Annotated in this window: 19 protein-coding genes; 1 reads left to right on the top strand and 18 read right to left on the bottom strand. The window is 67.5% G+C overall.

Annotated elements, in window-relative coordinates:
* Window positions 1-37 precede the first annotated feature (37 nt).
* Complete coding sequence (locus tag ACMGDH_RS16185; protein ID WP_436829153.1) at window positions 38-697, top strand: hypothetical protein; 660 nt, start codon at window positions 38-40, stop codon at window positions 695-697.
* Here ACMGDH_RS16185 and ACMGDH_RS16180 read toward each other — a convergent pair.
* From ACMGDH_RS16180 to ACMGDH_RS16095, 18 genes are all read right to left on the bottom strand, one after another.
* The gene (locus tag ACMGDH_RS16180) at window positions 694-1,461 is read right to left on the bottom strand and encodes a FadR/GntR family transcriptional regulator (protein ID WP_436829010.1); all 768 of its coding nucleotides are present in this window, start codon (window positions 1,459-1,461) and stop codon (window positions 694-696) included. The two genes, ACMGDH_RS16185 and ACMGDH_RS16180, sit on opposite strands and share 4 nt — an antisense overlap.
* A gap of 34 nt (window positions 1,462-1,495) precedes the next feature.
* Window positions 1,496-3,004 (bottom strand): arabinosylfuranosidase ArfA, encoded by a 1,509-nt coding sequence (arfA, locus tag ACMGDH_RS16175; protein ID WP_436829009.1) that lies wholly within the window; start codon window positions 3,002-3,004, stop codon window positions 1,496-1,498.
* A gap of 17 nt (window positions 3,005-3,021) precedes the next feature.
* On the bottom strand, window positions 3,022-4,332 hold the full coding sequence (locus tag ACMGDH_RS16170; protein ID WP_436829008.1) for an extracellular solute-binding protein: 1,311 nt from the start codon (window positions 4,330-4,332) through the stop codon (window positions 3,022-3,024).
* Entirely contained in the window at window positions 4,329-5,144 is an 816-nt protein-coding gene (locus ACMGDH_RS16165) for a carbohydrate ABC transporter permease (RefSeq protein WP_436829007.1), read from the bottom strand. The genes ACMGDH_RS16170 and ACMGDH_RS16165 overlap by 4 nt, the downstream gene beginning before the upstream one ends.
* Entirely contained in the window at window positions 5,141-6,064 is a 924-nt protein-coding gene (locus tag ACMGDH_RS16160) for a carbohydrate ABC transporter permease (protein WP_436829006.1), read from the bottom strand. Before ACMGDH_RS16160 ends, ACMGDH_RS16165 begins: the two co-directional genes overlap by 4 nt.
* Window positions 6,064-7,158: an ABC transporter ATP-binding protein gene (locus tag ACMGDH_RS16155; RefSeq protein WP_436829005.1), complete on the bottom strand. Its 1,095-nt coding sequence runs from the start codon at window positions 7,156-7,158 to the stop codon at window positions 6,064-6,066. Before ACMGDH_RS16155 ends, ACMGDH_RS16160 begins: the two co-directional genes overlap by 1 nt.
* Window positions 7,159-7,397: 239 nt before the next feature.
* The gene (cobA, locus tag ACMGDH_RS16150) at window positions 7,398-8,180 is read right to left on the bottom strand and encodes a uroporphyrinogen-III C-methyltransferase (protein WP_436829004.1); all 783 of its coding nucleotides are present in this window, start codon (window positions 8,178-8,180) and stop codon (window positions 7,398-7,400) included.
* Window positions 8,170-10,779 (bottom strand): molybdopterin-dependent oxidoreductase, encoded by a 2,610-nt coding sequence (locus ACMGDH_RS16145; protein WP_436829003.1) that lies wholly within the window; start codon window positions 10,777-10,779, stop codon window positions 8,170-8,172. The genes cobA and ACMGDH_RS16145 overlap by 11 nt, the downstream gene beginning before the upstream one ends.
* Before the next feature lie 5 nt (window positions 10,780-10,784).
* Window positions 10,785-11,639 (bottom strand): formate/nitrite transporter family protein, encoded by an 855-nt coding sequence (locus tag ACMGDH_RS16140; RefSeq protein ID WP_436829002.1) that lies wholly within the window; start codon window positions 11,637-11,639, stop codon window positions 10,785-10,787.
* Between the two features lie 25 nt (window positions 11,640-11,664).
* Window positions 11,665-12,012 (bottom strand): nitrite reductase small subunit NirD, encoded by a 348-nt coding sequence (gene nirD / locus ACMGDH_RS16135; RefSeq protein ID WP_436829001.1) that lies wholly within the window; start codon window positions 12,010-12,012, stop codon window positions 11,665-11,667.
* The gene (gene nirB, locus ACMGDH_RS16130) at window positions 12,009-14,522 is read right to left on the bottom strand and encodes a nitrite reductase large subunit NirB (protein ID WP_436829000.1); all 2,514 of its coding nucleotides are present in this window, start codon (window positions 14,520-14,522) and stop codon (window positions 12,009-12,011) included. The genes nirD and nirB overlap by 4 nt, the downstream gene beginning before the upstream one ends.
* Before the next feature lie 236 nt (window positions 14,523-14,758).
* A complete protein-coding gene (locus tag ACMGDH_RS16125) occupies window positions 14,759-15,961 on the bottom strand; it encodes a hypothetical protein (protein WP_436828999.1) in 1,203 nt (400 codons plus the stop codon).
* A gap of 54 nt (window positions 15,962-16,015) precedes the next feature.
* Window positions 16,016-17,254, bottom strand: coding sequence for a nitrate/nitrite transporter (locus ACMGDH_RS16120; protein ID WP_436829152.1), 1,239 nt, complete (start codon window positions 17,252-17,254; stop codon window positions 16,016-16,018).
* Window positions 17,255-17,513: 259 nt separating this feature from the next.
* Window positions 17,514-18,728, bottom strand: a complete 1,215-nt coding sequence (locus ACMGDH_RS16115; protein WP_436828998.1) for a CmpA/NrtA family ABC transporter substrate-binding protein — start codon at window positions 18,726-18,728, stop codon at window positions 17,514-17,516.
* Complete coding sequence (locus ACMGDH_RS16110) at window positions 18,725-19,306, bottom strand: ANTAR domain-containing response regulator (RefSeq protein ID WP_436828997.1); 582 nt, start codon at window positions 19,304-19,306, stop codon at window positions 18,725-18,727. Before ACMGDH_RS16110 ends, ACMGDH_RS16115 begins: the two co-directional genes overlap by 4 nt.
* A 71-nt stretch (window positions 19,307-19,377) precedes the next feature.
* A complete protein-coding gene (locus ACMGDH_RS16105; RefSeq protein WP_436828996.1) occupies window positions 19,378-20,787 on the bottom strand; it encodes an efflux transporter outer membrane subunit in 1,410 nt (469 codons plus the stop codon).
* Window positions 20,787-23,990 (bottom strand): efflux RND transporter permease subunit, encoded by a 3,204-nt coding sequence (locus tag ACMGDH_RS16100; protein ID WP_436828995.1) that lies wholly within the window; start codon window positions 23,988-23,990, stop codon window positions 20,787-20,789. The genes ACMGDH_RS16105 and ACMGDH_RS16100 overlap by 1 nt, the downstream gene beginning before the upstream one ends.
* A gap of 11 nt (window positions 23,991-24,001) precedes the next feature.
* A complete protein-coding gene (locus tag ACMGDH_RS16095; RefSeq protein WP_436828994.1) occupies window positions 24,002-25,198 on the bottom strand; it encodes an efflux RND transporter periplasmic adaptor subunit in 1,197 nt (398 codons plus the stop codon).
* Window positions 25,199-25,322 lie beyond the last annotated feature (124 nt).

Here is a 25,322-nt window from a genome sequence, read left to right as displayed (position 1 = left end):
GATCGATATCTTCGTGGCGCTTGCCGGACTCGCGCTGATGGTTCCGGCAGCGGAGAGCGCGCCACCGCCGGGGCCGGCATTGGTGCCAACCCAATCGCAGACTGGAACTGCGGAAGCCGGAGCGAAGCCGGGCCCTTCGGCGGCCGCCATGCGCGTTGCGGACTGGATCGGCGCGTCAGGCGACAACGGCTCCCTGCCGTATATCATTGTCGACAAGACGACTGCTTCACTCTTGCTGTTCAGTGCAAAGGGGAAGCCGCTAGGCCAGGTCCCGGTATTGATCGGCGTTGCCGCCGGCGATGATGCAACTCCCGGGATCGGCAGCAAAAATCTTGCCGAGATCGGGCCCGCGGAGAAGACGACACCTGCGGGACGGTTCCTTGCGAAATACGGACTGGCCGCTGGAAACGAGAAAGTACTCTGGGTCGATTATGCCACATCCGTGGCGCTCCATCCGATCCCCAAGGGGGCGAGCAAGAAGGAACGGCGCCGCGAGCGGATGCTGTCACCGACTTCGGACGACAACCGCATAACATTCGGCTGCATCAACGTGCCCAGGGCCTTCTATGGCAAGAGCGTGCGTCCGCTTTTCCAGAAGAAGGGCGGGTATGTTTACGTGCTGCCCGACACCAAGCCGATCGAGGAAGTTTTTCCCCGCCTGCGGGTTCAGGCATTCGCGAACGCCGACGCCCGCTAGCCCGTCCTCTTCGCCCGGCTACCTTTGGACGTCCGCGAATTGGCGGTGTCGAGGAAGGCCATGTCGACCAGCTCGGCCATCGCGTGGTGCGCTCCCTCGGCATCGCCCGCAGCGATCGCGTCATAGACGCGCTGGTGGTCGGGAACGGGATCACGGCGCAGGGGACTGTTGCGCTGCTTGAAGATCGTCGTCCAGGCGACGGCGGCACCGACGCTGGTGGTGAGCGTCGCGAGGAAGGGGTTGCCCGAAGCTTCCAGCAGCGCGGCGTGGAACTTCTGGTCGGCGATTCGGCCTTCCTCCACTGCCAGCGTGTGCTCGGCCATGCCCTGCAGCCCCTCCGCCATGCGATCGAGATGGTCCTGGGTGCGGCGTTCGGCCGCCAGGCGCGCGGCCTCCGGCTCGAAGATCTTCCGGAGCTCGAACAGGCTGGCGAGCAGCGCGTCGTCAGGCTCGAACTCGAAGATCCATGAGAGCACGTCGGGATCGAGCAGATGCCATTTGGCACGCTCGCTCACCCGGGTGCCAGCGCGGGGACGTGATTCCACCAGACCCTTGGCGGCCAGGATGCGCAGCGCCTCGCGATAGGCGGTGCGTGAGACGTGGAGCCGGTCGCTCGCGGCGACTTCGTTGCTGAGCACTTCGCCCGGGTGATAGCGCCCCGAGACGATCAGGATGCCCAGGTCGCGCGCGATCGTGCCGTGCAGCCGCAGCGACTTGCGGCGGGCGCGGGCATCGAGCGCTTTCTTGATGGGCTTGGTGCTCATGCTAGATGTTTAGCGTCCTCTCGGCTTTAGACAATCATGCGCGGCGCGTCGGGAAGACGTTCCACGAAAGCGGCTTGAGCGTGGCGGTGAGGGTGCTGCCGTCGATGCGGGCAGCGGGATGGGCGACCGGCGCGACGGCATCGGGCGTATCCTTGCTGTTGATCGCCTTGAGATCGGCATGGTGGAGCTCCTCGGCGGCACCGAGCACCCGATCGCCCATTCCGCGCAGCTCGACGGTGAGTTCCATTTCCTGGTCCTGGCTCCGGTTGAGCGCGAAGACGGTGGCTTCGCCGGTTTCGGGGTCCTCGATCACCGACGTGACGAGCAGCGGCGCATCCTCCACGCCGCCCGCCGAGAAGCTGCCGGTCTGGACCTTGGTGCGCAGCACGTTGCCGCGGCCGTGGCGCGAGGCCTGGGCGAAGGGGTGGAAGATCGTCTGGCGCCACGCCGGGCCGCCGGTTTCGGTCATGATCGGGCCGATCACGTTGACGAGCTGCGCGATGCACGCGGATTTCACGCGATCGGCATTGTTCATCATCGTCAGCAGCGCGCCGCCAACGACCAGCGCATCCTCGAAATTATAGATTTCCTCGAGCAGCGCGGGTGCCTGCGGCCAGCCGACGCCGCGCAGCTGCTCGCCGGCGCGGGCGCGGTACCAGACGTTCCATTCGTCGAGCGAGAGCATGATCCGCTTAGGGGAGCGGCGCTTGGCGGCGACTGCGTCGGCGATCGCGGCAACCTCGACGATGAACCGCTCGAGCTTGTCGATCACGGTCAGAAAGCGATCGACCTCGTCCTCGTAATTCTCGAAATACTGGTGGAGCGAGATGTAATCGACTTCCTCGAAGCAATGATCGAGGACGGTGTATTCCCAGGTGCCATAGGTCGGCATGTCGCGGAACGACGATCCGCACGCCGCCAGCTGGAGCCCGCCGTCGGTCCAGCGCATCACCTTGGCGGTTTCCTTGGCGACACGGCCATATTCCTGCGCGGTTTTGGCGCAGGTCTGCCACGGGCCGTCCATCTCGTTGCCCAGGCACCAGAATTTGATGTTGTGCGGCTCGGGATAGCCATGTGCGATGCGCAGATCGGCATAGTGGGTGCCGCCGGGGTGGTTGCAATATTCGAGCAGGTTCTGGGCCTCGGCGGGGCCGCGCGTGCCGAGGTTGACTGCGAACATCGGTTCGATCTCGGCCTTGCGGCACCAAGTGATGAACTCGTTGGTGCCGAACTGGTTGGTCTCGGTCGATCCCCAGGCGAGATCGAGCCGCACCGGGCGCTGGTCCTTGGGGCCGACGCCGTCTTCCCAATTGTATCCGGAGACGAAGTTGCCGCCGGGGTAGCGGACGATCGTCGCGCCCAGCTCGCGGGTGAGCGCGAGCACGTCGCCGCGGAAGCCGTTCTCGTCGGCGGTCGGATGGCCGGGCTCGTAGATGCCGCCGTACACGCAGCGGCCGAGATGCTCGACGAAGGTGCCGAACACGCGGCGGTCGAGCGGGGCGATCACGAAGTCGCGGTCGGCAATCACATGAGACTTGAGCATTGGGGCTCCTGGGAGGGCTAGAGGTTTTCGAGCACGGCGTTCGCGCGGCGCTCCATGTCGGAAAGGGTGCGGTCGATCGGCTTGGCGCCCGAGATCGCCGAAGCGGCCTCGGTACCGACGATCGTCTCGAGCGGGAACTGGCGGCGAACGCCCTTGGGCAGCGGCTGGCCGGTGGTGGCGAGGATAGCGAGTCCTTCGCGGTGCGGCAGCGCGCGCCACTCGGGGCTGTCGATAATCGCCTGGAAGGCAGGGAGGTGGCCGGTGCGCGCCCAGTGCGCGGCGTTGCCGGCGAAGAATTTGAGGAACTTGAGTGCCGCTGCGCGCTCTTCGGACGAGCGTTTCGAATCGCGCGGCATCACCCAATTGTGCCCGTCGGCGAAGGTCGCGTCCTTCTGGAAAAGCCTGGGGTAGGGGACCACCGCATAGCCGCCGTTCGCGAGCGTGCCTTCGCGCTCGCGCGCTTTTGCGTCGAAGGTCCCGACCATCCAGGTGCCGACGAGGAACACGCCGCCGTCACCGTTGAGGAACCCCGCGACGGCTGCACTGTAATCCTGGTTCTTGGTGGTGAAGTCGCGATCGTAGATCGTCTTGAACAGCTGGAGCGCGTTGCGCCCGGCATCGGTGCGGAAATTGGCGCGGAGCGGATCGCCGGCGAACAAGGGCGCATCCTGCTGCATCACGAAGGTGTAGAAGTTGCGCGTGAAGCCGGCGTATTCGTTGGCCGCACCCTGGACGAGATAGGGCTTGCCGGTGCGCTCGCGGAACTGCTGCGCCTGGGCGTAGAGCTCCTCGGGCGAGCGGGGCAGCACGGGCTTGCCGCCGCGCACCAGCCCGGCCTTGCGGAACAGGTTCATGTTGATGTGCCACAGCGGGGCCCAGGTATCGATCGGCAGGCCCCAGACATGCCCGTCGACGCTCACCGCCGCGCGCGCTGCATTGGTGAAGCCGGCGGCGGGCGCGCCGATCGCCGCGAGGTCGCCGTCGAGCGGCTCGAGCAGGTTCCGCGCCTGATAGTCCGGGATCACCGAGCCGTGCATCGTCACCAGATCGGGCGCGTCGTTGGCGGCGAGCTGCGCGGTGAGCTGGTCGTAGCCGGGCCAGAAGACGATGTTCTCGACCACCTCGATGCCCGGATTCTCGGCTTCGAAGCGGTTGATCATCGTGGTCATGATCCCGCACTCGCCCTCTGCCCTGGCGATGTCGGTGGCGCGGCCGTATTGCGCCTCGCACGCGCCGAAGAAGCGCTGGATCACCAGCCGCGTCTTCTCGGGCCCCGGCTGGGTGCACGAGCCGAGCAGCGCCAGCGGGAGGAGCCAGAGCGCCCTCATCGACCTGCCGCTCCCGCCACTGCCTGGACGATGTATTTCTGGAAGAACAGATACACGATCAGCATCGGCGCGCCCGCGAACACCGCCTGCGCCATCAGGAAGCCCAGCCCCTCGGTCTGGGCGAAGTTCATCTGGGTGGAGGCGATGCCCACCGTCAGCGTGAACATGTCCTTGTTGGTCGCCGAGATCAGCGGCCACCAATAGTCGTTCCAGCCGTGAAGGAAGGTGAAGATGCCCAAAGTCGCCTGCGCGGGGATGGTGAGGGGCAGCAGCAGCTTCCAGAAGATTCGGAAGCGCGAGGCTCCGTCGAGCAGCGCGGCCTCGTCTATCTCCTTGGGGATAGCGCGGAAATATTGCGTCATCAGGAACACGCCGAACGGCGCCGAGAGGCCCGGCAGGATCAGCGCAGGGTAGCTGTTGTGCATGCCGGCGAGGCTGAACATCTGGTGCCGCGCGATGATCACGGCCTGCTCGGGCACCGCAAGCCCGAGCAGCACCACGACGAACAGCACGTCGCGCCCGGGGAATTCGAGCCGCGCGAAGCCGTAGCCCGCGAGCGAGGCGAGCGCGAGCACCCCCGCGGTCATTCCCAGCGACACGATCAGGCTGTTGGCGATCCAGCGGAACACATCGCCGTTACCGAACAGGTTGCGGTAATTCTCCAGCGTGTAGCGGCCGTTGAACACCGATGCGGTGTCGGTCATCAGCTCGGCATTGGCCTTGAGCGAGAGTGCGAGCACCCACAGCAAGGGCACGAGCATCAGCACCGCCGCGAGCACGACCAGCGCGATGGCAAAGCGGCTGCGCGTCATGCCGCGTCCTTCCGCGCCGAGATGCGGTACTGGATCATCGCCGCGACCAGGATCATCGCGAAGAGCACCTGCGCGGCGGCGGCGGCATAGCCCAGCTCCCATTGCCGCCAGCCGGTCTCGTAGATGAACAGCACGATCGGCCGCGTGGCGTTGTTCGGTCCGCCGAGCGTCATCAGCTGCGGCTGGCCGAACAGCTGGAACTGCAGGATCACTTCGATGATGATCACCAGGAAGAAGGTCCGCCGGATCGCTGGCAAGGTGATCCGCGTCAGCGTGGTCCAGCGCGAGGCATTGTCGAGCGCCGCGGCTTCGTAGAGGTCGCGCGGCACCTGCTGGAGCGCCGCCAGGAACAGCACCATCGGCAGCCCGATGCACCACCAGATCGTGGTGATCGCGATCGCCGGCATCGCGAGGTCTTCGTTGTTGAGGAAGGCGAGCGGCGTCCTGCCCAGCGCTTCGGCCGTCACTCCGAGCAGCCCGCCGTCGGGCAGGAAGATCAGCCGCCAGACTAGCGTGACCACGGTCACCGAAAGCACGGTGGAGGCAAAGAAGATCGTCCGCAGCACCGCCGCCCAGCGCTCCTGCCGGTTGAGCACCAGCGCGAGGCCGAGGCCGGAGAGGGTGAGCGCGGGGACGGTGAGCAGCACGAAATAGAAGGTGTTGCCCACGGTTTGGAGGAAGAACGGATCGCGAATAAGTCGGACAAAATTGCGGGCACCTACCCCGGCCTCGGTTCCGAACAGGTCGCTCTTGGTGGTGGAGAGCCACATGCCCCAGAGCAAAGGCACCACCAGCATCACCACGAACACCACCAGATAGGGTGCCACGAACCAGAGGTTGCGCCATTCGCCGGTGCGCCGGGCGCGGAGTGGCCGCGTACCCGAAGCGAGCGCAGGCGTGGCGGCAGCGACCGTCGCCATCAGGCAGCCTGGCGTGCGTGGTGGCCAAGGCCCTGCGAATCGAACAGGTGCGCCGAGCGCCCGTCGATCGCCAGCCCCACGCGCTCGCCCGCGCGCACCGTCGACAGGCCCGAATCCTCGGCGACCAGCCGCGAACCATCGCCCAGCGAGACGTGCACCAGCGTCCGTTCGCCCAGCCGCTCGACGACTTCGGCGGTGCCCTGAGCCGACGCGCCCTCGGGTGCCGCGATGCGCACGCATTCGGCACGCAATCCCAGTGTCAGCGGTCCGGTGGAGGGGAGGGGCACCGCGGTATCGAGCTCGGTCCCGTCCCCCAGTCGCACCCGCGCCGCGCCGCCGGCATTGGCTTCGGCCGCGACGGGAAGGAGGTTGATCCGTGGCGACCCCACAAAGGTCGCGACGAATTCGGTGCGCGGGCGGCGATAGATTTCCATCGGCGTGCCGATCTGCTCGATCCCGCCCTTGTTGAGCACCACGATCCGATCGGCGAGCGTCATCGCCTCGACCTGGTCGTGCGTCACGAAGATCATCGTCGTATTCAGCCGCCGATGGAGCTGGGCGAGCTCGACTCGCGTGCGTCCGCGCAGTGCCGCATCGAGGTTCGAGAGAGGCTCATCGAGCAGGAACACCTCCGGCTGCTTGACGATCGCGCGCGCGATCGCGACGCGCTGGCGCTGCCCGCCCGAAAGCTGACCCGGCTTGCGATCGATCAGCGGCTCGATCTCGAGGCTCGCGGCGGCAGCGGCGATCCGCTCGGCGATCTCGTCCGCGGGCACGCGCGCATTGCGCAGCCCGAACGCCATATTCTCGCGCACGCTCATGTGCGGGTAGAGCGCATAATGCTGGAAGACCATTGCGACGCCGCGCTCGCCCGGCGGCAGCGTATCGACGCGGCGCTCGCCGATGCGGATCTCGCCGGAGTCGACCGTCTCGAGCCCGGCGATCATGCGCAGCAGCGTGGACTTGCCGCATCCCGAGGGACCGAGGAAAACGACGAACTCGCCCGGCGCAACGTCGAGCGAGAGCCGATCGACTACGCTCTGCGCGCCATAGGCCTTGCTGACGTCCGCCAGCGTCACACCCGACACTCGCATCCTCCCTCGTGTAATTGTCTGATGATTTGTGAGGAAGGGTGCGCGATGTCAACCGGGAGATCGAGCCTGGCGCGCGGAATTGAGGGACGCAGGTGCCCGTGGCGGGAAGCGGTGGTGAGCTGCCAAGTCTTCGCGCTCCTGCGAAAGCAGGAGCCCAGGGTAGTGCAGTGCTCCGCTATCCTGGACTCCTGCTTTCGCAGGAGCACTGAGAGACCGCTAAGGGGAAAAGGTTGGGCTGGCTAGGTCGTTCCAAGCGCGCGCATCGCCTGCCGCGCTTCGCGTATTGCACCGCCCGCGACTGCCTCGCCAATCAGGATGAGCGTCGGCTTGTCCTCCGCCACGGCCTTGACCGCGATCGGCAGCAGATCGAGCCGCGTGCGGAACAGGCGTTCGCTCGGGAGGCTCACGTCGCATGCGACGAGCACCGGCGTTGCCGGATCGAGCCCGGCGGCGATCAGCTCGCGGCTGATCTCGCTCGCGGCCGAGCGCCCCATGTAGAAGGCGGTGGTCGCCTGCGCATCGGCCAGCCGCGACCAGTCAAGCGCCAATGGTTCGCCCGCCTGGACATGCGCAGTCACGAATTGCACGTGCCGGCCCAGCCCGCGCAGCGACAGCGACACGCCTGCCGATGCCGCTGCCGCGCTTGCCGCGGTGATGCCCGGGCAGATGCGCGCCGTCACGCCCACTTCGGCAAGCGCGGCGACTTCCTCCATCGACCGCGCGAACACCGCAGGGTCGCCGCCCTTCAGCCGCACCACGCGCTCGCCGTCGAGCGCCGCTTCGACCAGCAGGTCGTTGATCGAGCACTGATCCTTCGAATGCCGCCCCGATCGCTTGCCGACCGGCACCATCCGCACATGCTCCGGGATCAGCGCGAGCACCCCGGGGCCCACCAGCGCATCGTAGAAGACCACGCTCGCGCTCTGTATCAGCCGTTCGGCCTTGCGCGTGAGCAGATCGGGGTCGCCCGGTCCTGCGCCAACCAGCCAGACGTCGCCGGGGCGAAAATCACTATCCTGCATGCGCCGCGCTCCTGTTTTCCTCAATGATCCGCCGGATCGCCGGGCGGCACGATCCGCAATTGGTGCCCGCCGAAAGCGCCGCGCCCACGGCCTCGACGCTGGTGAGCTGCTGGTTCGCGATCGCGCCGACGATCGTCTTGAGCCCCACGTCGAAGCACAGGCACACGATCGGGCCACGATCCTCGCGCGCGCCCGGCGGGGCGCCGGCGAGCAGCGCCGGGCCTGCGGCTTCGCCGAGCTGCGCGATCAGCCAGTCACGCGACGGAAGCAGGCCGGATTTCGTGACGAACAGCGTCGCGGCGAGCTTGCCGTCGCGCAGGATCGCGATACGCCGCGATCCGCGCGAACGGTCGATCGCTTCGATCCGCTCGCCCTTGGGCAGCACAGCCTCGAGCGCCTCGGCCGCGCCGTTGCCCGCGAGCTCGTAAAGCGTGCCGCCGGCCACTGCGATGCGCACCGCCCACAGGCAGTCCGGCCGGGCGATCTCGTCCGCCGCGAGCAGGAAGCCGTGCCATTCGACCGGCACCGGCGCGATCGCCGCGGGAGTCGATTTGAATCCCGGCTGCCCGGAATGCGGATCGGTGAGCGGGCGGGGGAGCAAGCCGGTGCGGCCGCCGGTCGCCTGACGGTCCGTCCAGTGGATGGGGGTGAAGATCTCGCCGCGGCGCTGCCCTTCGCTTGCCGCGACGCGGAACAGGCTCTCGCCCTGCGGAGTCGAGACGCGCGCCAGCCCGCCATCGGCGAGGCCGAGTGCTTCGACGTCCTTGGGATGAACTTCGACCAAAGGCTCTTCGCGGTGCCGCGCCAGCTTGGGGCTCAACCCGGTGCGCGTCATCGTGTGCCACTGGTCGCGGTAGCGGCCGGTGTTGAGCGTCAGTGGCCATTTGGGAAGCGGCGCCTGCAGCTCCATCTGCCGCACCGGCACCAGCCGCGCCTTGCCGCTGGGCGTGGGGAAGCGGCCGTCGGCAAAGGCCTCGCCGCCCCAGCGGAAGGGTTCGAGCGCTTCGTAATCCTGATTGCCGATGGCGACCTTGCCGGCGAGGTCGAACAGGCGCTCGCCGCCATTCTGATAGGTGGAGAGCCGGGCATGCTCGCGGAAGATGTCGGCGGGCCGGTCATAGGCGAAGGCGGTGCGCCAGCCCAGGCGGCGCGCGACTTCCTTGACGATCCACCAGTCGGGCTTCGCTTCACCCGGCGCGGCGAAGATCGGCCGCTGACGGCTGACGCGGCGCTCCGAATTGGTGACGGTGCCGTCCTTCTCGCCCCAGGCGGCGGCGGGCAGGCGCACATGCGCGAAGCGGCCGGTGTCGGTGTCCTCCATCACGTCGGAGACGACGACGAAGGGGCAGGCGGCGAGCGCCTCGCGCACGCGCCCCGCATCGGGCATCGAAACCGCGGGATTGGTGGCCATCACCCACAAGGCCTTGATCCGGCCTTCGCCGACCGCGCGGAACAGGTCGACTGCCTTGAGCCCCGGCTTGCAGGCCATTTCCGGCGCCGCCCAGAAGCGGCCGACGCGGGCGACGTTGTCGGGCGCGAAGTCCATGTGCGCGGCGAGCGTCGAGGCGAGCCCACCCACTTCGCGCCCGCCCATCGCATTGGGCTGGCCGGTGATCGAAAAGGGGGCCGCGCCCGGCTTGCCGATGCGGCCCGTGGCGAGGTGGACGTTGACGATCGCATTGACCTGGTCGGTGCCGCGCAGCGCCTGGTTCACGCCTTGGCTGAACAGGGTAACGGTGCGCGGATGCGCGGCGAACAGCTCGAAGAAACGCCTGAGGTCGGCGGGCGCAACATCGCAGTTGCGCGCCACCGACCACAGGTCGCTTCCCTCTCCAACCTTGTCCCAGAAATCCTCGGACACCTCGACGCTGCGCGCGAGATAGTTTTCGTCGATCAGGCCGTTGGTGCGGCAGTGCGCGAGGAGGCCGTTCATCAGCGCCACGTCGCTGCCCGGGCGGATCGCGAGGTGCAGATCGGCATCCTCGCAGGTTTCGGTGCGGCGCGGGTCGATCACCACCAGCTTGGTGCCGCGTGCGATGCGGGCGGCCTGGATGCGCTGGTAGACGATCGGGTGGCACCAGGCGGTGTTCGATCCGACGAGCACGACCAGATCGGCTTCGTCCAGATCGTCGTAGCTCGCGGGCACCACGTCCTCGCCGAACGCACGCATGTGCCCGGCGACCGCGCTCGACATGCACAACCGCGAATTGGTGTCGATGTTCGCCGATCCGATGAAGCCCTTCATCAGCTTGTTGGCGACGTAATAGTCCTCGGTCAGCAGCTGGCCCGATACGTAGAAGGCCACGCTGTCGGGGCCGTGCGCGGCGATCGTGTCGCGGAAGCGCTTGGCGACCAGGTCGAGCGCCTTGTCCCAGCTCGCGCGCTTCCTGCCGATCATCGGGTGGAGCAGCCGCCCCTCGAGCCCGACTGTCTCGCCCAGATGCGTGCCCTTGGAGCAGAGCCGCCCACGGTTGGCCGGATGATCGGGGTCGCCCTTGATCTCTACCGAGCGTTCGCCGGTGCGCGTCGCCACGATCCCGCAGCCCACCCCGCAATAGGCGCAAGTGGTGCGCACCGCTGGGCTGGGGATCGGCGACATGCCGCTCAGGCCGCGATCTTGCGGACGTTGTCGTCGGTGGGCGGAGTGAGCACCGCGTTCCGCTTGGGCGCGGTGCGGGCGTGCGTCGCGTAGAGCATCAGCCCGGTGAAGCTCAGCCCGCCGACCAGATTGCCGAGGACGGTGGGGATCTCGTTCCACCAGAGATAGTCGCCGATCGAAAATTCGCCGCCCAGCATCAGCGCCGAGGGGAACAGGAACATGTTCACGATCGAATGTTCGAAGACCATGTAGAAGAACAGCATGATCGGCATCCACATCGCGAGCACCTTGCCCGTGACGCTGCGCGAGAGCATCGCGCCGATCACTCCGGTCGAGACCATCCAGTTGCACAGCATCCCGCGCACGAAGATCGTCAGCCAGCCGGCGAGGCCGTATTCGGCGTAACCCAGCGTGCGATCGACGCCGATGCCGGCGATCTTCTTGCCCACCACGCTCGGCTCGATCGAGAAGCCGTAGGTGAAATAGACCGCCATCAGGAACGCGACGACGAGTGCGCCGCCGAAATTGCCCAGGAACACCAGCCCCCAGTTGCGCAGCACGCCCTTGAGCGTGACGCCGGGGCGCTTGTCGAGCCAGGCGAGCGGGGTGAGCACGAACACGCCGGTGAGCAGATCGTAGCCCAGCAGGTAGAGCATGCAGAAGCCCACCGGGAACAGGATCGCGCCCGCGAGCGGCTGGCCGGTCTGGACGTTGATCGTGATCGCGAACACCGCGGCGAGCGCCAGTGTGGCGCCAGCCATGAAGGCGCGGATCAGCGTGTCGCGGGTCGACATGAAGACCTTGCTCTCGCCCGCGTCGATGGCGTTCTTCACGAATTCGGCTGGCTGCAGATAGTCCATGTGAATTCCCCTGTTGGCGGGCGGATCAGGCCGCGAGGCTGGCGAGCGCTTCCCTGCGCGCGATGAGGATGCGGCCGCCGTCGACCTTGACCGGGATCACCGGCGTGCAGCCGCGGTCCTCGCCCAGCGCTTCGCCGGTGATCAGCGAGATGCGCCAGTTGTGCAGAGGACAGGTCACGCTCGTGCCGTGGATGATCCCCTGGCTCAGCGGCCCGTGCTTGTGCGGGCATTTGTTGACCAGCGCGTAGACGTTGCCGTTGGCGGTGCGGAAGATCGCGATCTCCTCGCCCCCCTGCACGGGCAGCGTGCGCGCTCCCGTGGCGGGAAGCTGGTCCACCGGCCCCACGTCGAGCCATTCTCCAACGATGTTCATGCGTCTGCTCCCACGATGGCGAAGGGCCGGATTTCGGCGATGTGCTTGTGCAGATGCGCGTCGGCGCCGGCGGCGCGCTCGGCCCAAGGATCTTCCTGGCTGAACGTCTGCGAATGGAGGAAGCGCACGGCCAGCGCGTCGCGGCCCTCGGCATCGCCGACGATCCGCGACTTGACGTATTCGACGCCGACGCGCTCGATCCACGGTGCGGTGCGCTCCAGATAGCGCGCCTCCTCGCGGTAGAGCTGGATGAAGGCCGCGCAATAGTGCAGCGCCTCCTCCTCGGTCGCCACCTTGCACAGCAGGTCGGTGGCGCGGACGTGGATGCCGCCGTTGCCGCCGACATGGAGCTCGTACCCCGAGTCGACGCAGACCACGCCGAAGTCCTTGATCGTCGCCTCGGCGCAGTTGCGCGGGCAGCCGCTCACGGCGATCTTGAACTTGTGGGGCATCCAGCTGCCCCAGGTCATCCGCTCGGTCTTGACCCCCAGTCCAGTCGAATCCTGCGTGCCGAAGCGGCACCATTCGGATCCGACGCAGGTCTTCACCGTGCGTAGCGACTTGCCATAGGCGTGCCCCGAGACCATTCCCGCGGCGTTGAGGTCGGCCCACACCGCGGGCAGGTCCTCCTTCTTGATCCCGAAGATGTCGAGGCGCTGCCCGCCGGTCACCTTGACCATCGGCGCATTGTATTTCTCGACCACGTCGGCGATCGCGCGCAGCTCGCGGGGATTGGTGATCCCGCCCCACATCCGCGGCACCACCGAATAGGTGCCGTCCTTCTGGATGTTGGCGTGCATCCGCTCGTTGACGAAGCGGCTCTGCTCGTCGTCCTTGTATTCGCCCGGAAGCGCGCACAGCAGATAATAGTTGAGCGCCGGCCGGCAGGAGGAGCAGCCGTCGGGCGTCGACCAGTGGAGCTTGTGCATCACTTCGGGGATCGAGCGCATGCCCTGCGCTACGATCTCACGGCGCACATCGTCGTGGCCGAAGCTGGTGCATTTGCACATCGTCTTCGGCCCGGCCTGGACTTCGTCGCCCAGCGTCAGCGCGAGCAGCGTCTCGACCAGGCCGGTGCACGATCCGCAGCTCGCCGAGGCCTTGCAGGTGCCGCGCACCGCATCGAGGCTGCACGCGCCTGCGTTGATCGAGGCGACGACCTGTCCCTTGCTGACGCCGTTGCAGCCGCAGATCTCGGCATCGTCCGAGAGCGCCGCAACGGCCGCCTTAGGGTCCGCTTGCCCACCTCCGGAGGCATATGCCTGGCCGAAGATCAGCAGGTCGCGCAGTTCGGAAACGTCCTCCTGCTTCTTGAGCAGGTCGAAATACCAGCTGCCGTCCACAGTATCGCCGTAGAGCACCGCGCCGACGATGCGATCGTCCTTGACCACCACGCGCTTGTAGATGCCGCGCGAGGCGTCGCGCAGCACGATATCCTCGGCGCCGTCACCTCCCGAGAAGTCGCCCGCCGAGAAGACGTCGATCCCCGACACCTTGAGCTTGGTCGAGGTGACCGAGCCCTTGTAACCGCTGTGCTTCTCCACCAGCCCGTCGGCAAGCGCGCGGCACATCTCCCACAGCGGCGCGACCAGCCCATAGACCTGGCCGTCGTGCTCGACGCATTCGCCCACAGCGAGCACGTCCGGATCGCTGGTGACCATATGGTCGTCGACCTTGATCCCGCGCCCGACTTCGATTCCCGCCGCGCGCGCCAGTGCGGTGCTCGGCCGGATGCCCACCGCCATCACCACGAGGCTCGCGGGGATCTCTCGCCCGTCCTTCAGCCGCACGCCTTCGACTTGCGTCGTTCCGATGATCTCGGCGGTGTCGGCGCCGGTGAGTACCGTCTGCCCGCGCGCCTCCAGCTCCTGCTTGAGCAGCCAGCCTGCGGCCTCGTCCAGCTGGCGCTCCATCAGCGTCGGCATCAGGTGGAGCACGGTGACCTTCATGCCGCGCAGCGTCAGCCCGTGCGCTGCTTCGAGCCCCAGCAGCCCGCCGCCGATCACTACCGCATCGCCGCCCTTCGCCGCCGCCGCGAGCATCGCGTCGACATCGTTCATGTCGCGGAAGCTGATCACTCCGGGCAGGTCCTTGCCCGGCACCGGAATGATGAAGGGATCGGAGCCGGTCGCGATCAGCAGCTTGTCGTAGCTGACGCTGCGGCCGCTGCGCGCGGTGACCGTCTTGCCCGCGCGATCGATCGCCACCACGGGATCGCTGGCGACCAGCTCGATGCCGTTGTCGTCGTACCAGTCGCGGCCGTTGATCACGATCTCGTCGAAGCTCTTCTCGCCCGCGAGCACCGGAGAGAGCATGATCCGGTTGTAGTTCACGTGCGGCTCGGCGCCGAAGATCGTCACGCGGTAGCGATTCGGATCGCGCGCGAGCAGCTCTTCCACTGCGCGGCACCCGGCCATGCCATTGCCGACCACCACAAGGTGCGGACGCGGATCGGCGGCGGACTCGCGGCCCGCCGCCTCCTCTCCGATCGTGCCAGCCTGGAAATTCATGTCTCAGCTCCAGAACGCAAAAGGCCGCCATGCGGGCCGCTGGAGAGTTCCAGCGCCTGCATGGCGGCCTTGCCAATCACCCTGACCGGCACCTGCCGATCGATGCACCACCGTTTCCCGACCTTGGGAGCGGCAGCTATGTCTCGTTCGGGCGACCTTGCCCGATCGCTTGCATGATGCTGATTCGCGGCCTTGGGTTCAAGTGTGTTTTTTGCAACGCAGCATCATGCGCCGGTTCAGAGAGCCCAATCCAGCTGCAGCCACAGCTTCCGCGTGTCCGTGGCGAAGCTATCGGCCCAATAGTCCGCATAGCGGACCGACAGCGTCGTCCGCCCCAGCTTCCCGCTCGCCAGCAGATTGAGCTCGTCGCCATAACGTCGCACCAGTCGATCGCTCTCGAAGCGGTGATATGCCGCCTGCAGGGTCACCCCCTTGAACGGCCCCACAGCCTTCCAGCCATAGCCGATGCTGCCATAGAGGTCGCGTACCCCGTCCGGTGGGGTGGTGGTGAACTTGTCGGCCCAGCCCTGGAACTTGAAGACGGAACCCAGGGGCGTCTGGAACGAAGTGAGCGCGGTGCCGCGATCCGCGCCGAGCACTTCCCAGCCTGCGCCGATCTTCGCGCCGGCCACTTCCAGCCCGGCGTCGAGCAGATAATAGTCGGCGCGATAGTCGTTCGGGTTGCGCCCATATTCGGCCTGGCGCGCATAGCTTGCCTGGTAGCTGAGCTTGACCTGCGGCGCGATCGGCTGGCTCCCCGCGAGCCGCACGCCATAGGTCTGGCTCGACAAGCGATAGCCCTGCACCGCCGCCTCGTCCTGATCGACCAGATAGGCGAAGCCGCTGAGCGTGCCGAGCGGGCTCGCATAGCTCAGGTTCGCGAAGATATTGTCGCCACCCACCGCTTGCTGGCGCGCGCCACCGCCCTCGACACCCCAGATGGTGCGGACGCCCCACGCATAGCTGACGTCGGCCTTGAGGCCGGGGAGGGGAGTCACTTCGGCGCGCACCGCATCGAACGTCTGGGCATTCTGCCGGATCGCCGCGTTGCCGACGAAGCGCTCGTCGTCGAGCGCGATCAGCTGGCGTCCCGCAGTGACGGCGAAGCTGCGGTTCCTATACTGGAGCTGGGCGCGGTAGAGCGCGATATTCTCGGGGTCCGCGACCAACGGGCGGGTGGCTGCGCCGTGAAGCCCGTCATAATAATCGTCTGCCAGTGCCATATTGCCCTGGACCACGGCGAGCGCGCTCCACTCGCCGCTCTTCGCTTCCACACCCGCGCGGATCCGCAATGTCGCCGCGTCCGACTCCTCGGGCAGGTCCTGCTGGTCGACATGCTCGTAGCGCAGCCGCGCCTCGGCCAGCGGCTTGAGTTCGACCTGGGCGCAAGCCGGCGCCGCGATGACCAGCCCGGCCACCGATCCCAACAACAAACGCATGCAATTATCCCCCGATGGATGGCGGGCGGCAGCATAGCCGCCCGCCACGCAGTCTCAGATCCGGGCGCCGGATTCGACGCCCCAGCCGGCGCGCCACTTGCCTTTGACCCAGGTCAGTCCGGCCAGCGCGAGCAGCGCGAGCCCGGCGAAGATCAGGAAGCCCGGCTGGTAGCTGCCGCTCAGCTGCTTGGCGAAACCGAGCGAAGATGCAAGGTAGAAGCCGCCTACGCCGCCTGCCATGCCCACCAGCCCGGTCATCACGCCGATCTCCGCACTGAAGCGCTGGGGCACCAGCTGGAACACCGCGCCGTTGCCCACGCCCAGCGCCAGCATCGCGGCGACGAAGGTGGCGAGCGCGATGCCGACGCTCGGCGCGGTGCTCACGCCGGCGAGCGCGAGCGCAGCGACGACGAACACCACGCTCAGCGCCTTAACGCCGCCGATCGAGTCCGCAAGCGCACCGCCCACCGGGCGGATCAGCGATCCCGCGAACACGCAGGCCGCGGTGGCATAGCCGGCCATCACCGGAGTGAGCCCGAATTGATCGGTGAAGTAGATCGGCAGCGAAGCCGCGAGCCCGACGAAGCCCCCGAAGGTGACGCCGTAGAAGCCCATCAGCCACCAGGCATCGGCAGTCTTGAGCGGCTGGAGATAGGCGACCAGCGATTTCGGCGCAGGCGCGTTGGGTGCGTCCTTCGCCATGATCAGATAGGCGATGAACACGATCGTCAGCGGGATGCAGGCGAGGCCCAGCACTGCGTTCCAGCCGAAGATCTTGGCGAGGCCGGGGGCGAAGAGCGCGGCGAGCACCGTTCCCGAATTGCCCATGCCGGCCAGCCCCATCGCCTTGCCCTGATGCTCGGGCGGGTACCAGCGGCTCGCGAGCGGAAGCGCGATCGCGAAGCTGGCACCTGCGAAGCCAAGCACCACGCCCAGGGCCAGCGTGCCCGCGAAGCTGTTCACGCCCATCATCCAAGCCGTGAACAGGCCGACGATCACGATCACCTGGCTGATCGCGCCCGAGAGCTTGGGGCCGATCCGGTCGACCAGCAGGCCATTGACCACGCGCAGGACCGCGCCAGCTAGCGTCGGGGTTGCCACCATCAGTCCCTTTTGCGCGGCGGTGAGGTTGAGCGCCCTGGCGATATCGGGCGCGAGCGGTCCGAGCAGCACCCATACCATGAAGGCCAGGTCGAAATAGAGAAAGGCGGCGATCAGCGTGGGCCGGTGCCCCGCCTGCCAGAAGCTCGACTTGCGCGCCGGCACCGGATCCACGTCCGCGCCGCCGCCCATGTAATCGAAGCCTTCGCGCATCAGTTCTGCAATCTTCATCGCTCGAACTCCCCTGTGCCTATGGGCACTGAAAATGGCCTGTGCCGCGGGCACGAAAAAAGCCGCCTCCGGCCTCCCGCATTGCAGGGACCGGACAGCGGCTTTGCTGATGATCTGGAGGAAGTCCGCCCCGGCGCTGGGATGGCCTTCCATGGACGCGCACCGTCGCGCGTTATCTCAAAGCTTCACCAAGTAGAAACATTTCGCAAGTGCAAAAAATTCACTCGGGAGCATGTGCAAGTGCAGCAAGGTATCCCGGGATGTCGTCGGGGTCGAAGACGGCGCCGTCGAAGAAGCGGTCTGGCCCCAGTGTTAGAGCGCCCTGGTGCGCGCCCACGGGCAGAGGGGCGGTCAGAGCGCCCTCCACCTTCATGCTCGCGCCGGGCATCGCGAGGCCGGAGGCGCCGAGCGCGCGGCGATAGACGTCGGGGCGGAACACCTCGCCGGCGAGTCGCTCGTTGGCTTGGTCGGGCTCGACCATTCCCCAGCGGACGAGCTGCGAATAGATCCACAGCGCCTGGCTGCGCCACGGGAAGCCCGCCGCCTCGCGGTGGAAGAGCAGGAAGTCTGGGACGTCCACTGGTGCGTCGCCCTGGCGCAGCACCAGCCGGCCGCTGAGCGCGGAGAGGATCCATTCGGCCGGCTGGCCGACATGCTCGGGGTGTTCGAGCAGCGCCGCCAGTTCCTCACGGTTGGCGGGATCGTCGCACCAGGCCGCCGCGTTGGAGAGCGCCACGAGCAGCCGGTCGACGGTGCCGGCATTCGCCTCCATCCAGTCGGTGCGCATCGCCAGCACCTTCTCGACGCCGCGCCGCCAGATGTTGACTCCCGTTGCGATGATCTCGCCCAGCCCCTCGGCGATCGCCACGCTGTTCCAGGGCTCGCCGGCGATGAAGCCGTCGATCTCGCCGAGCCGCAGCGCTTCGACCATCAGCGAGGGCGGCAGCACGCGCAGGTGGACGTCGCGGTCGGGGTCGATCCCGGCATAACCGAGCCAGTAGCGCAGCATCAGCGCATGGCTCGAGAAGCGGTGGACGACGCCGATCACCGGCTTGCGGCGATAGAGGCCGATCGCATTGGCGAAATCGTGCGCGGTGGCGACCGGATCGTGGATGCGCGTGGCGGGCTCGGGGTCGAGCGCCGCGGCGAATTCGGTAGCCATCACCAGGGCGTTGCCGTTGACGTTGAGCTTGAACGGGGCGGAGAGGGCAGTGCGCTGCTGGCTCAGCCCCAGGCTCACTGCGATCGCGAGCGGCGCGAGCATGTGCGCGGCCTGGACTTGGCCGTAGAGCAGCCGGTCGCGCAGCGTCGCCCAGCTGGTGGTACGAACCAGCTGCAGGTCGATGTCCTGCGCCTCGGCGAAACCCTTGGCGCGGGCGACGATCAGTGGCGCGCTGTCGGTGAGGGGCAGGAAGGCGGCGGAAAGTGACGTCATGGCTGGCCTCCCAGCAGGCTGTGGGCCGTGATCAGTGCCTCGGCCACTTCGACGATGCGCTTGTTCTGGCGCATCGCGGTCGAGCGGAGCAGGGCATAGGCGTCGGGTTCGGCGAGGCCCCGGGTCTGCATCAGGATCGCCTTGGCCTTGTCGATCGACTTGCGGTCGGCCAGCGCGGTGCGGGCTTCGTCGAGCTCGGCCTGCATCCGGGCGAAGGCATTGAAGCGGCGGATCGCGAGGTCGAGGATCGGCTTGACCCGATCCTTGCGAAGCCCGTCGACGACATAAGCGGAGACGCCGGCGTCGATTGCGGCGCCGATCATCGCGTCGTCGGACTGATCGACGAACATCGCGATCGGGCGGGCGAGCGCGCGGCTGACGGTCAGCATTTCCTCCAGCGTGTCGCGGCTGGGGCTCCCGAGGTCCATCAGCACCACATCGGGCGCCATTCGCTCGATCTTGGCCACGAACGCGCCGCGTGGGGGCACGAGGTGAATATCCTCATACCCTGCCTCCCGCAGCCCTTCCTCCAGCACCGTGGCGCGGAGGCCGCTGTCGTCGACGATCACGATTCGCACGGCCCGCTTCCCCTAGGTCGGGGCCTCATGCAGGCGGGACGGGCCGCCGGTCAACCGGCGGCCTGCATCGCTCAGCTCGCCGGGGGCTGCTGCCACCCCCCGCCGAGCGCGAGGAACAGCACCACGGTAGCGTCCGAGAACGCCGCCTGTGCCTGCGCCAGCAGGGCTTCGGTCACTGCGCGCGAACGCTCGGCGTCGAGCACGATCTGGAAGCTCTCGGCGCCAGCGCCGAACCGCAACCGGGCGATGCGCGCACCTTCCGCGCTCTGGTCGCGCGCGCGGCGCAAGGTCGCGACTCGGGTGCCCTGGGCGACATAGTTGGAGAGCGCGGTCTCGGTGTCGCGCAGCGCGCTGAGCCATGTGCCGTCGAATTCGGCGAGCGCGGCATCGGCGCCGGCTTCGGCCTGCGCGATGCGTGCGCGGGCGACGGCGATGTTGGGGAAACTCCACGAGATCAGCGGCCCGATGCTGAAGCGCAGGCTCGAGTCCGAGAACAGATCGTTCGGCGACAGTGCGGTCGAACCGATCGAGCCGCCGATGCTGATGTTCGGATAGAGCTCCGCCGTGGCGACGCCGATCCGCGCGGTTGCGGCGGCGAGGCGGCGTTCGGCGGCACGCACGTCCGCACGGCGCGCGAGCAGGCTCGCACCGTCGCCGACGGGGATGGCCGACGCGACCGTCGGGGTCGTCTCGCAGGACGCAACGTCGGCGGGGAACTCCGTCGGCGGCTTGCCGGTGAGCACCGCGAGGCGGAACAGCGCTGCCTTGCGTGCGGCCTCGAAGCTGGGGACTTCGGCGCGGGTCTGCTCGAGCTGTGCGGCCGCGCGGCTGGTATCGAGCCCGGTGCCGCGCCCGCCCGTCTCCAGCCGGCGCGTCAGGTCGAACGTCTCTTCCTGCAGGCGGAGCGATTCCTGGGCGACGGAAAGCTGGCGCCCGGCGGCGCAGGCATCCGAATAGGCGCGGATCGTCTCGGCGACCACCGTCACGCGGGTGAGGTCATAGGTCGCCTGCGTCGCTTCGAGGTCGGCGCGACCGGCCTGGATCGCGCGGGCGATGCGGCCGAACAGGTCGACCTGGTAATTGAGGTCGAAGCCAACGTCGTAGCTGTCTGATTCGAATCCCTGTGATTGGCCGAACGACGCGCCCGGCGTGCGGACGTAGCTGCCCTGCGCAGTGACGTTGGTGCTGGGCAGCAGGTTCGTGCGAGTCTCGCGCAGCACCGCGCGTGCCTGCCGCAGGTTCGCGGCGGCGACGCGTAGGTCGGTATTGGCCGCCAGCGCTTCCTGCACCAGGCGATCGACGATCGGCTCGTCGAACAGCCGCCACCAGTCGGCAGGCGGCTCGGCGGGGACGAAGCCGGGCGCCGAGGCGCCCGAGAAGGGCACCTGCGCCGGCTGCTTGGGTGCGGGGGAAACATAGTCGGGGCCGACCATGCAGCCCGAAAGGGCGAGCCCGGCGAGGGCGACGAGACCGCGTTTCATCAAGCTTCTCCCGCGCCAGCCGGTGCCGCCGCTGCGGGGGGCGCTTCGGGCTCGGCGCGCTTGCGGCTCAGGCGTTCGCCGAGGCCGCGCATCAGGACATAGAAGATCGGAGTGAAGATCAGGCCGAAGAAGGTGACACCGACCATGCCGAACGACACCGCGGTGCCCAGCGACTGGCGCATCTCCTGGCCCGGACCGGTCGCGATCGCGAGCGGGATCACGCCGAAGATGAAGGCGAAGCTGGTCATCAGGATCGGACGCAGGCGCGATCGCGCGGCGTGCACCGCGGCTTCGAACCGGTTCATCCCTTCCTCTTCGCCCTGCTTGGCGAACTCGACGATCAGAATCGCATTCTTGGCTGCAAGCGCGATGAGCACGACAAGCCCCACTTGGGTGAGGATGTTGTTGTCCATCCCCCGCAGGCTCACGCCCAGCAACGCTGCCAGAATGCACATCGGCACGATCAGGATCACCGCCAGCGGCAGCGTGATCGATTCATACTGCGCCGCGAGCACCAGGAACACGAACACCACCGCCAGCACGAAGATCAGCGCCGAGCTGCCTCCCGCCTCCTTCTGCTGATAGGCGAGCCCGGTCCATTCGAACGAATAACCCTGCGGCAGCGTGTTGGCGGCGAGCTGCTCCATCGTGGCGAGCGCATCGCCCGAGGAGACGCCCGGCGCCGCCTGACCCTGGAGCTCCACCGCGGGGAGCAGGTTGTAGCGCACCACGCGCGATGCCCCCGAATCCCGGTGGAAGGTGGCAACCGCGGAGAGCGGTACCATCTCGCCGCTGCGCGAGCGGACCTGGAGCCGGCCGATGTCCGCAAGGTCGTCGCGCGAGCCCGGCTCGGCCTGCGCGGTCACGCGGAAGGTGCGGCCGAGCAAGTTGAAGTCGTTGACATAGGTCGAACCGATGTAGGTGCCGATCGCTTCGAACACCTGCCCGGGCTCGACGCCCAGCAGCTGTGCCTTGTCGCGGTCGACGTCGGCACGGATGCGGGGATTGGAGGTGTTGAACAGCGAGAAGACCTGCTCGACGTTGGGTTGCTGCATCGCCGCGCCCATCATCGCGCCGGTCGCGCCTTCCAGTCCGCGCCAACCGCCATTGGCCGAACGGTCCTGGATCATCATCACGAAGCCGCTGCCGTTGCCCAGGCCCTGGACCGCAGGCGGCGCGATCATGAAGATATTGGCGCCTTCGATCTGCCCCGCGAGCGCTCCGGTGAGCTGGCCGGCCATCGCCGCCGCCGACTTCTCGGAGCCGCGCTCCTCCCAGTCGGCAAGTTTCAGGAACATCACGCCCGAGTTGGACGCCTGGCTGAAGCTCGCACCGTCGAGGCCCGCGAAGGCTGCGCCGTCAATTACGCCGTCCGTCTTGCTGGCGATGTCATAGGCCTTGTTCAGGATCTCGCTCGTGCGGTCGAGCGATGCGCCCGGCGGAAGCTGCACCACGCCGATCAGGAAGCCCTGATCCTGCTCGGGGATGAACCCCGTCGGCGTTGCCGTGAGCCGCCAGCCGGTGAGCGCGAGCAGACCAGCGTAGATGATCATCATGATCAGGCCCATCCGCACCACGCGCGCGGTGAGACGGCCGTAGCGGTCCGAGAGCCAGTCGAATCCGGCGTTGAACTTCTCGGCGCCGACCCGGACCGGGCGGAGCCAGCGGGGGCCGTGATCGACGTCGTGGTGCTTGTGCGGCTTGAGAAGCAGCGCAGCCATTGCCGGCGAGAGCGTGAGCGACACGAGCAGCGAGATCGCCGAAGCTGCGGCGATCGTCACCGCGAACTGGCGGTAGAAGATGCCCGGGATACCCGCGACCATCGCAGTCGGGATGAACACCGAGACGAGCACCAGGCCGATCGCGATCAGCGCGCCGGACACTTCTTTCATCGTTCGGTGCGCAGCCTCGCGCGGGGACATGCCTTCGCGCATATGCTTCTCGACCGCTTCGACCACGACGATCGCGTCATCGACCACGATGCCCACCGCCAGCACCAGGCCGAACAGTGACAGCGAGTTGATCGAGAAGCCGAGCGCGAGCTGCACCGCGAAGGTGCCGACAAGCGCGATCGGAATGGCGACGATCGGGATCACCGCGGCGCGCCACGTCTGGAGGAAGACGAGCACGACGAGAACGACGAGTACCACCGCTTCGAGCAGCGTGTGCTCCACGGCCTCGACCGAGGCCTGGACATATTCGGTGGGGTTGTAGGGGATCGACCATTTCATCCCCTGCGGGAAGTCGCGCCCCAGCGTCTCCATCTCGGCGAGCACGAGCTCGGCTGCGTTGAGCGAGTTCGCGCCCGGCTGCTGGACGATCGCGAGCGCGATGCCCGGCTCGCCGCCGAACGAGCCGCGGATCGAATAATCCTGGCTGCCCAGCTCGACGCGCGCCACGTCGCTCAGGCGCGTGATCGCGCCGTTCTGCGGATCGGACTTGACCGTGATGTTCGAGAATTGCTCGACGGTGCGCAGGCGGCCCTCGACGTCCACCGATACTTCGAAGGACGGATCGGCGGAACCGGTGGGCGTCTGGCCGAGCGCGCCGCCCGCCACCTGGACGTTCTGCGCGCGCAGCGCCGCGACGATCTCGCTCGACGTGAGGTTGCGCGCAGCGGCGCGGTCCGGATCGATCCAGACGCGCATCGAATAATTGCCGCCGCCGAACACCTGGACGCTTCCCACGCCTTCGAGCCGCAGCAGCCGGTCGCGGATGGTCGTGTTGGCGTAATTGCCGATGTAATCGGTATCGAGGCTTCCGTCGGGCGAGGTAAGCGCCACGATCATCAGGAAGCCCGATTCCTGCTTGTTCACCGTCACGCCCACCTGGCGCACCTGCTCGGGCAGGCGTGGCTCGGCAAGGCGCACGCGGTTCTGCACGAGCACCTGCGCGGAATCGAGATCGGTGCCGGGCTGGAAGGTCACGGTGATCTGCGCAGCGCTCTGCGTGGAGGAGGAGCTCATGTAGAGCATGCCCTCGACGCCGTTGATCTCCTGCTCGAGCGGCGCCGCAACGGTCTCGGCGATCGTCTCGGGCGAGGCGCCGGCATAGGAGGCCTGGACCGCGATCGTGGGCGGTGCGATCTCGGGATATTGCGAGAGCGGCAGCAACGGATAGCAGAAGGCGCCGATCAGCGTGATGAAGACCGAGATCACGGCCGCGAAGATCGGCCGCTCGATGAAGAAGCTGGAAATATTCATGGTCCGGCCCTTCAGCGCCCGTTCGCGGGAAGCGCGGTGGAGGCAGGCAGGGCGGAACTGCCCGGCGCCGCAACGGGTGCAGCAGCCTGCGCCTGGATCTTGCCCGGTTGCGGAGTGACCTTCTGGCCCGGACGCGCGCGCTGGATGCCGCCGATGATCACGCGGTCCTCACGCGCAATGCCGCTGCGGATCACGCGGAGGTTGCCGCGGAGTGCGCCGGTCTGCACGGGCTTGGCGGTGACGGTGCCGTCCTTTCCGACCACGAGCACAATCTGCCGCGCCGCATCGGCCATCACCGCCGTGTCGGGCACCAGCATCGCGTCATAGGGCTGCGACGCCTCCAGCCGGAGCGAGCCGAACATACCGGGCTTCAGGAAGCCGCCCGGATTGGGCATGATCGCCCGTGCGCGGATCGTGCCCGCGCCGGCATCGATCGCATTGTCGACGAAGTCGAGCGTGCCGGCGTGGGTGAAATCATTCTCGTCGCTGAGCTTTACGCGCACCGGCGAGCCGGGACGCACGCCCGAGCCTTCGCGCTGGTACTTGAGCAGCAATGCTTCCGAACCCTGGAACACGAAGTGCAGCGGATCGATCGAAACGATCCGGGTGAGCACCGTCTGATCTGCGGTGACCGAGTTGCCCGGATCGACATTGCGTTCGGAGATGCGTCCGCTGATCGGCGCGGTCACGCGCGTGAAGCCGAGGTCGAGCTCGCGGGCGCGGACGTTGGCCTGGGCGGCCGCGACCTGCGCCGCGCCGGACCGGACTGCCGCCTGGCGCGATTCGACTTCTTCCTGGCTGGCCGCACGCTGCGAAGCGAGCGACTGCGATCGCGCAAGCTCGGTACGCGCATTGGCGAGCGTCGCCTGCGCCTGGGCGAGCTGCGCGCGCGCCTGGGCCAGCGCAGCCTCGGTCGGGCGCGCATCGATAGTGAAGAGCAGCTGGCCCTTGCGGACGAACTCGCCGTCGCGGAAGTGCACGCCCTGGAGGTAGCCGGAAGCGCGCGGGCGCACCTCGACGTCCTGGATCGCCTCGAAACGGCCGACGAATTCGTCCCAGTCGACCACCTGCTGCACCAGCGGCTGCGAGACGGTGACGGGCGGTGCGCCCTGCTGGGGCGGGCCCGATTCGCCTCCGCCGCACGCCGAAAGCGCGAGTGCGGCTGCGAGAGCCGGAATGACAAGCGTCTGGGATTTCATCGAAAACATATGCGCGTTCCTGGTTCTGCCCAGTTCGGCGACCCTCTTTCCGGGTGACCTCTTTGGTGGGCCTTTCCCGTGAGGCGGGCTACGGCCAAGTTGAAGCCTTGTCAACGCTCGTAGACATGAATGT

The sequence above is a fragment of the Sphingomonas radicis genome, assembly GCF_051400635.1.
Lineage (GTDB): Bacteria > Pseudomonadota > Alphaproteobacteria > Sphingomonadales > Sphingomonadaceae > Sphingomonas.
This window is presented reverse-complemented; position numbering and strand designations above follow the sequence as displayed.

Coding starts and splice junctions, on each gene's coding strand:
- nirD (WP_436829001.1), bottom strand. CDS start 12,012: ATGAACATCGTTGGAGAATGGCTCGACGTGGGGCCGGTGGACCAGCTT.
- arfA (WP_436829009.1), bottom strand. CDS start 3,004: ATGCTCAAGTCTCATGTGATTGCCGACCGCGACTTCGTGATCGCCCCG.
- nirB (WP_436829000.1), bottom strand. CDS start 14,522: ATGAATTTCCAGGCTGGCACGATCGGAGAGGAGGCGGCGGGCCGCGAG.
- ACMGDH_RS16160 (WP_436829006.1), bottom strand. CDS start 6,064: ATGGCGACGGTCGCTGCCGCCACGCCTGCGCTCGCTTCGGGTACGCGG.
- ACMGDH_RS16105 (WP_436828996.1), bottom strand. CDS start 20,787: ATGAAACGCGGTCTCGTCGCCCTCGCCGGGCTCGCCCTTTCGGGCTGC.
- ACMGDH_RS16145 (WP_436829003.1), bottom strand. CDS start 10,779: ATGTCGCCGATCCCCAGCCCAGCGGTGCGCACCACTTGCGCCTATTGC.
- ACMGDH_RS16120 (WP_436829152.1), bottom strand. CDS start 17,254: ATGGGCGGCGGCGCGGACGTGGATCCGGTGCCGGCGCGCAAGTCGAGC.
- ACMGDH_RS16095 (WP_436828994.1), bottom strand. CDS start 25,198: ATGTTTTCGATGAAATCCCAGACGCTTGTCATTCCGGCTCTCGCAGCC.
- ACMGDH_RS16140 (WP_436829002.1), bottom strand. CDS start 11,639: ATGGACTATCTGCAGCCAGCCGAATTCGTGAAGAACGCCATCGACGCG.
- ACMGDH_RS16125 (WP_436828999.1), bottom strand. CDS start 15,961: ATGCGTTTGTTGTTGGGATCGGTGGCCGGGCTGGTCATCGCGGCGCCG.
- ACMGDH_RS16170 (WP_436829008.1), bottom strand. CDS start 4,332: ATGAGGGCGCTCTGGCTCCTCCCGCTGGCGCTGCTCGGCTCGTGCACC.
- ACMGDH_RS16100 (WP_436828995.1), bottom strand. CDS start 23,990: ATGAATATTTCCAGCTTCTTCATCGAGCGGCCGATCTTCGCGGCCGTG.
- ACMGDH_RS16185 (WP_436829153.1), top strand. CDS start 38: ATGGTTCCGGCAGCGGAGAGCGCGCCACCGCCGGGGCCGGCATTGGTG.
- cobA (WP_436829004.1), bottom strand. CDS start 8,180: ATGCAGGATAGTGATTTTCGCCCCGGCGACGTCTGGCTGGTTGGCGCA.
- ACMGDH_RS16165 (WP_436829007.1), bottom strand. CDS start 5,144: ATGACGCGCAGCCGCTTTGCCATCGCGCTGGTCGTGCTCGCGGCGGTG.
- ACMGDH_RS16115 (WP_436828998.1), bottom strand. CDS start 18,728: ATGACGTCACTTTCCGCCGCCTTCCTGCCCCTCACCGACAGCGCGCCA.
- ACMGDH_RS16155 (WP_436829005.1), bottom strand. CDS start 7,158: ATGCGAGTGTCGGGTGTGACGCTGGCGGACGTCAGCAAGGCCTATGGC.
- ACMGDH_RS16180 (WP_436829010.1), bottom strand. CDS start 1,461: ATGAGCACCAAGCCCATCAAGAAAGCGCTCGATGCCCGCGCCCGCCGC.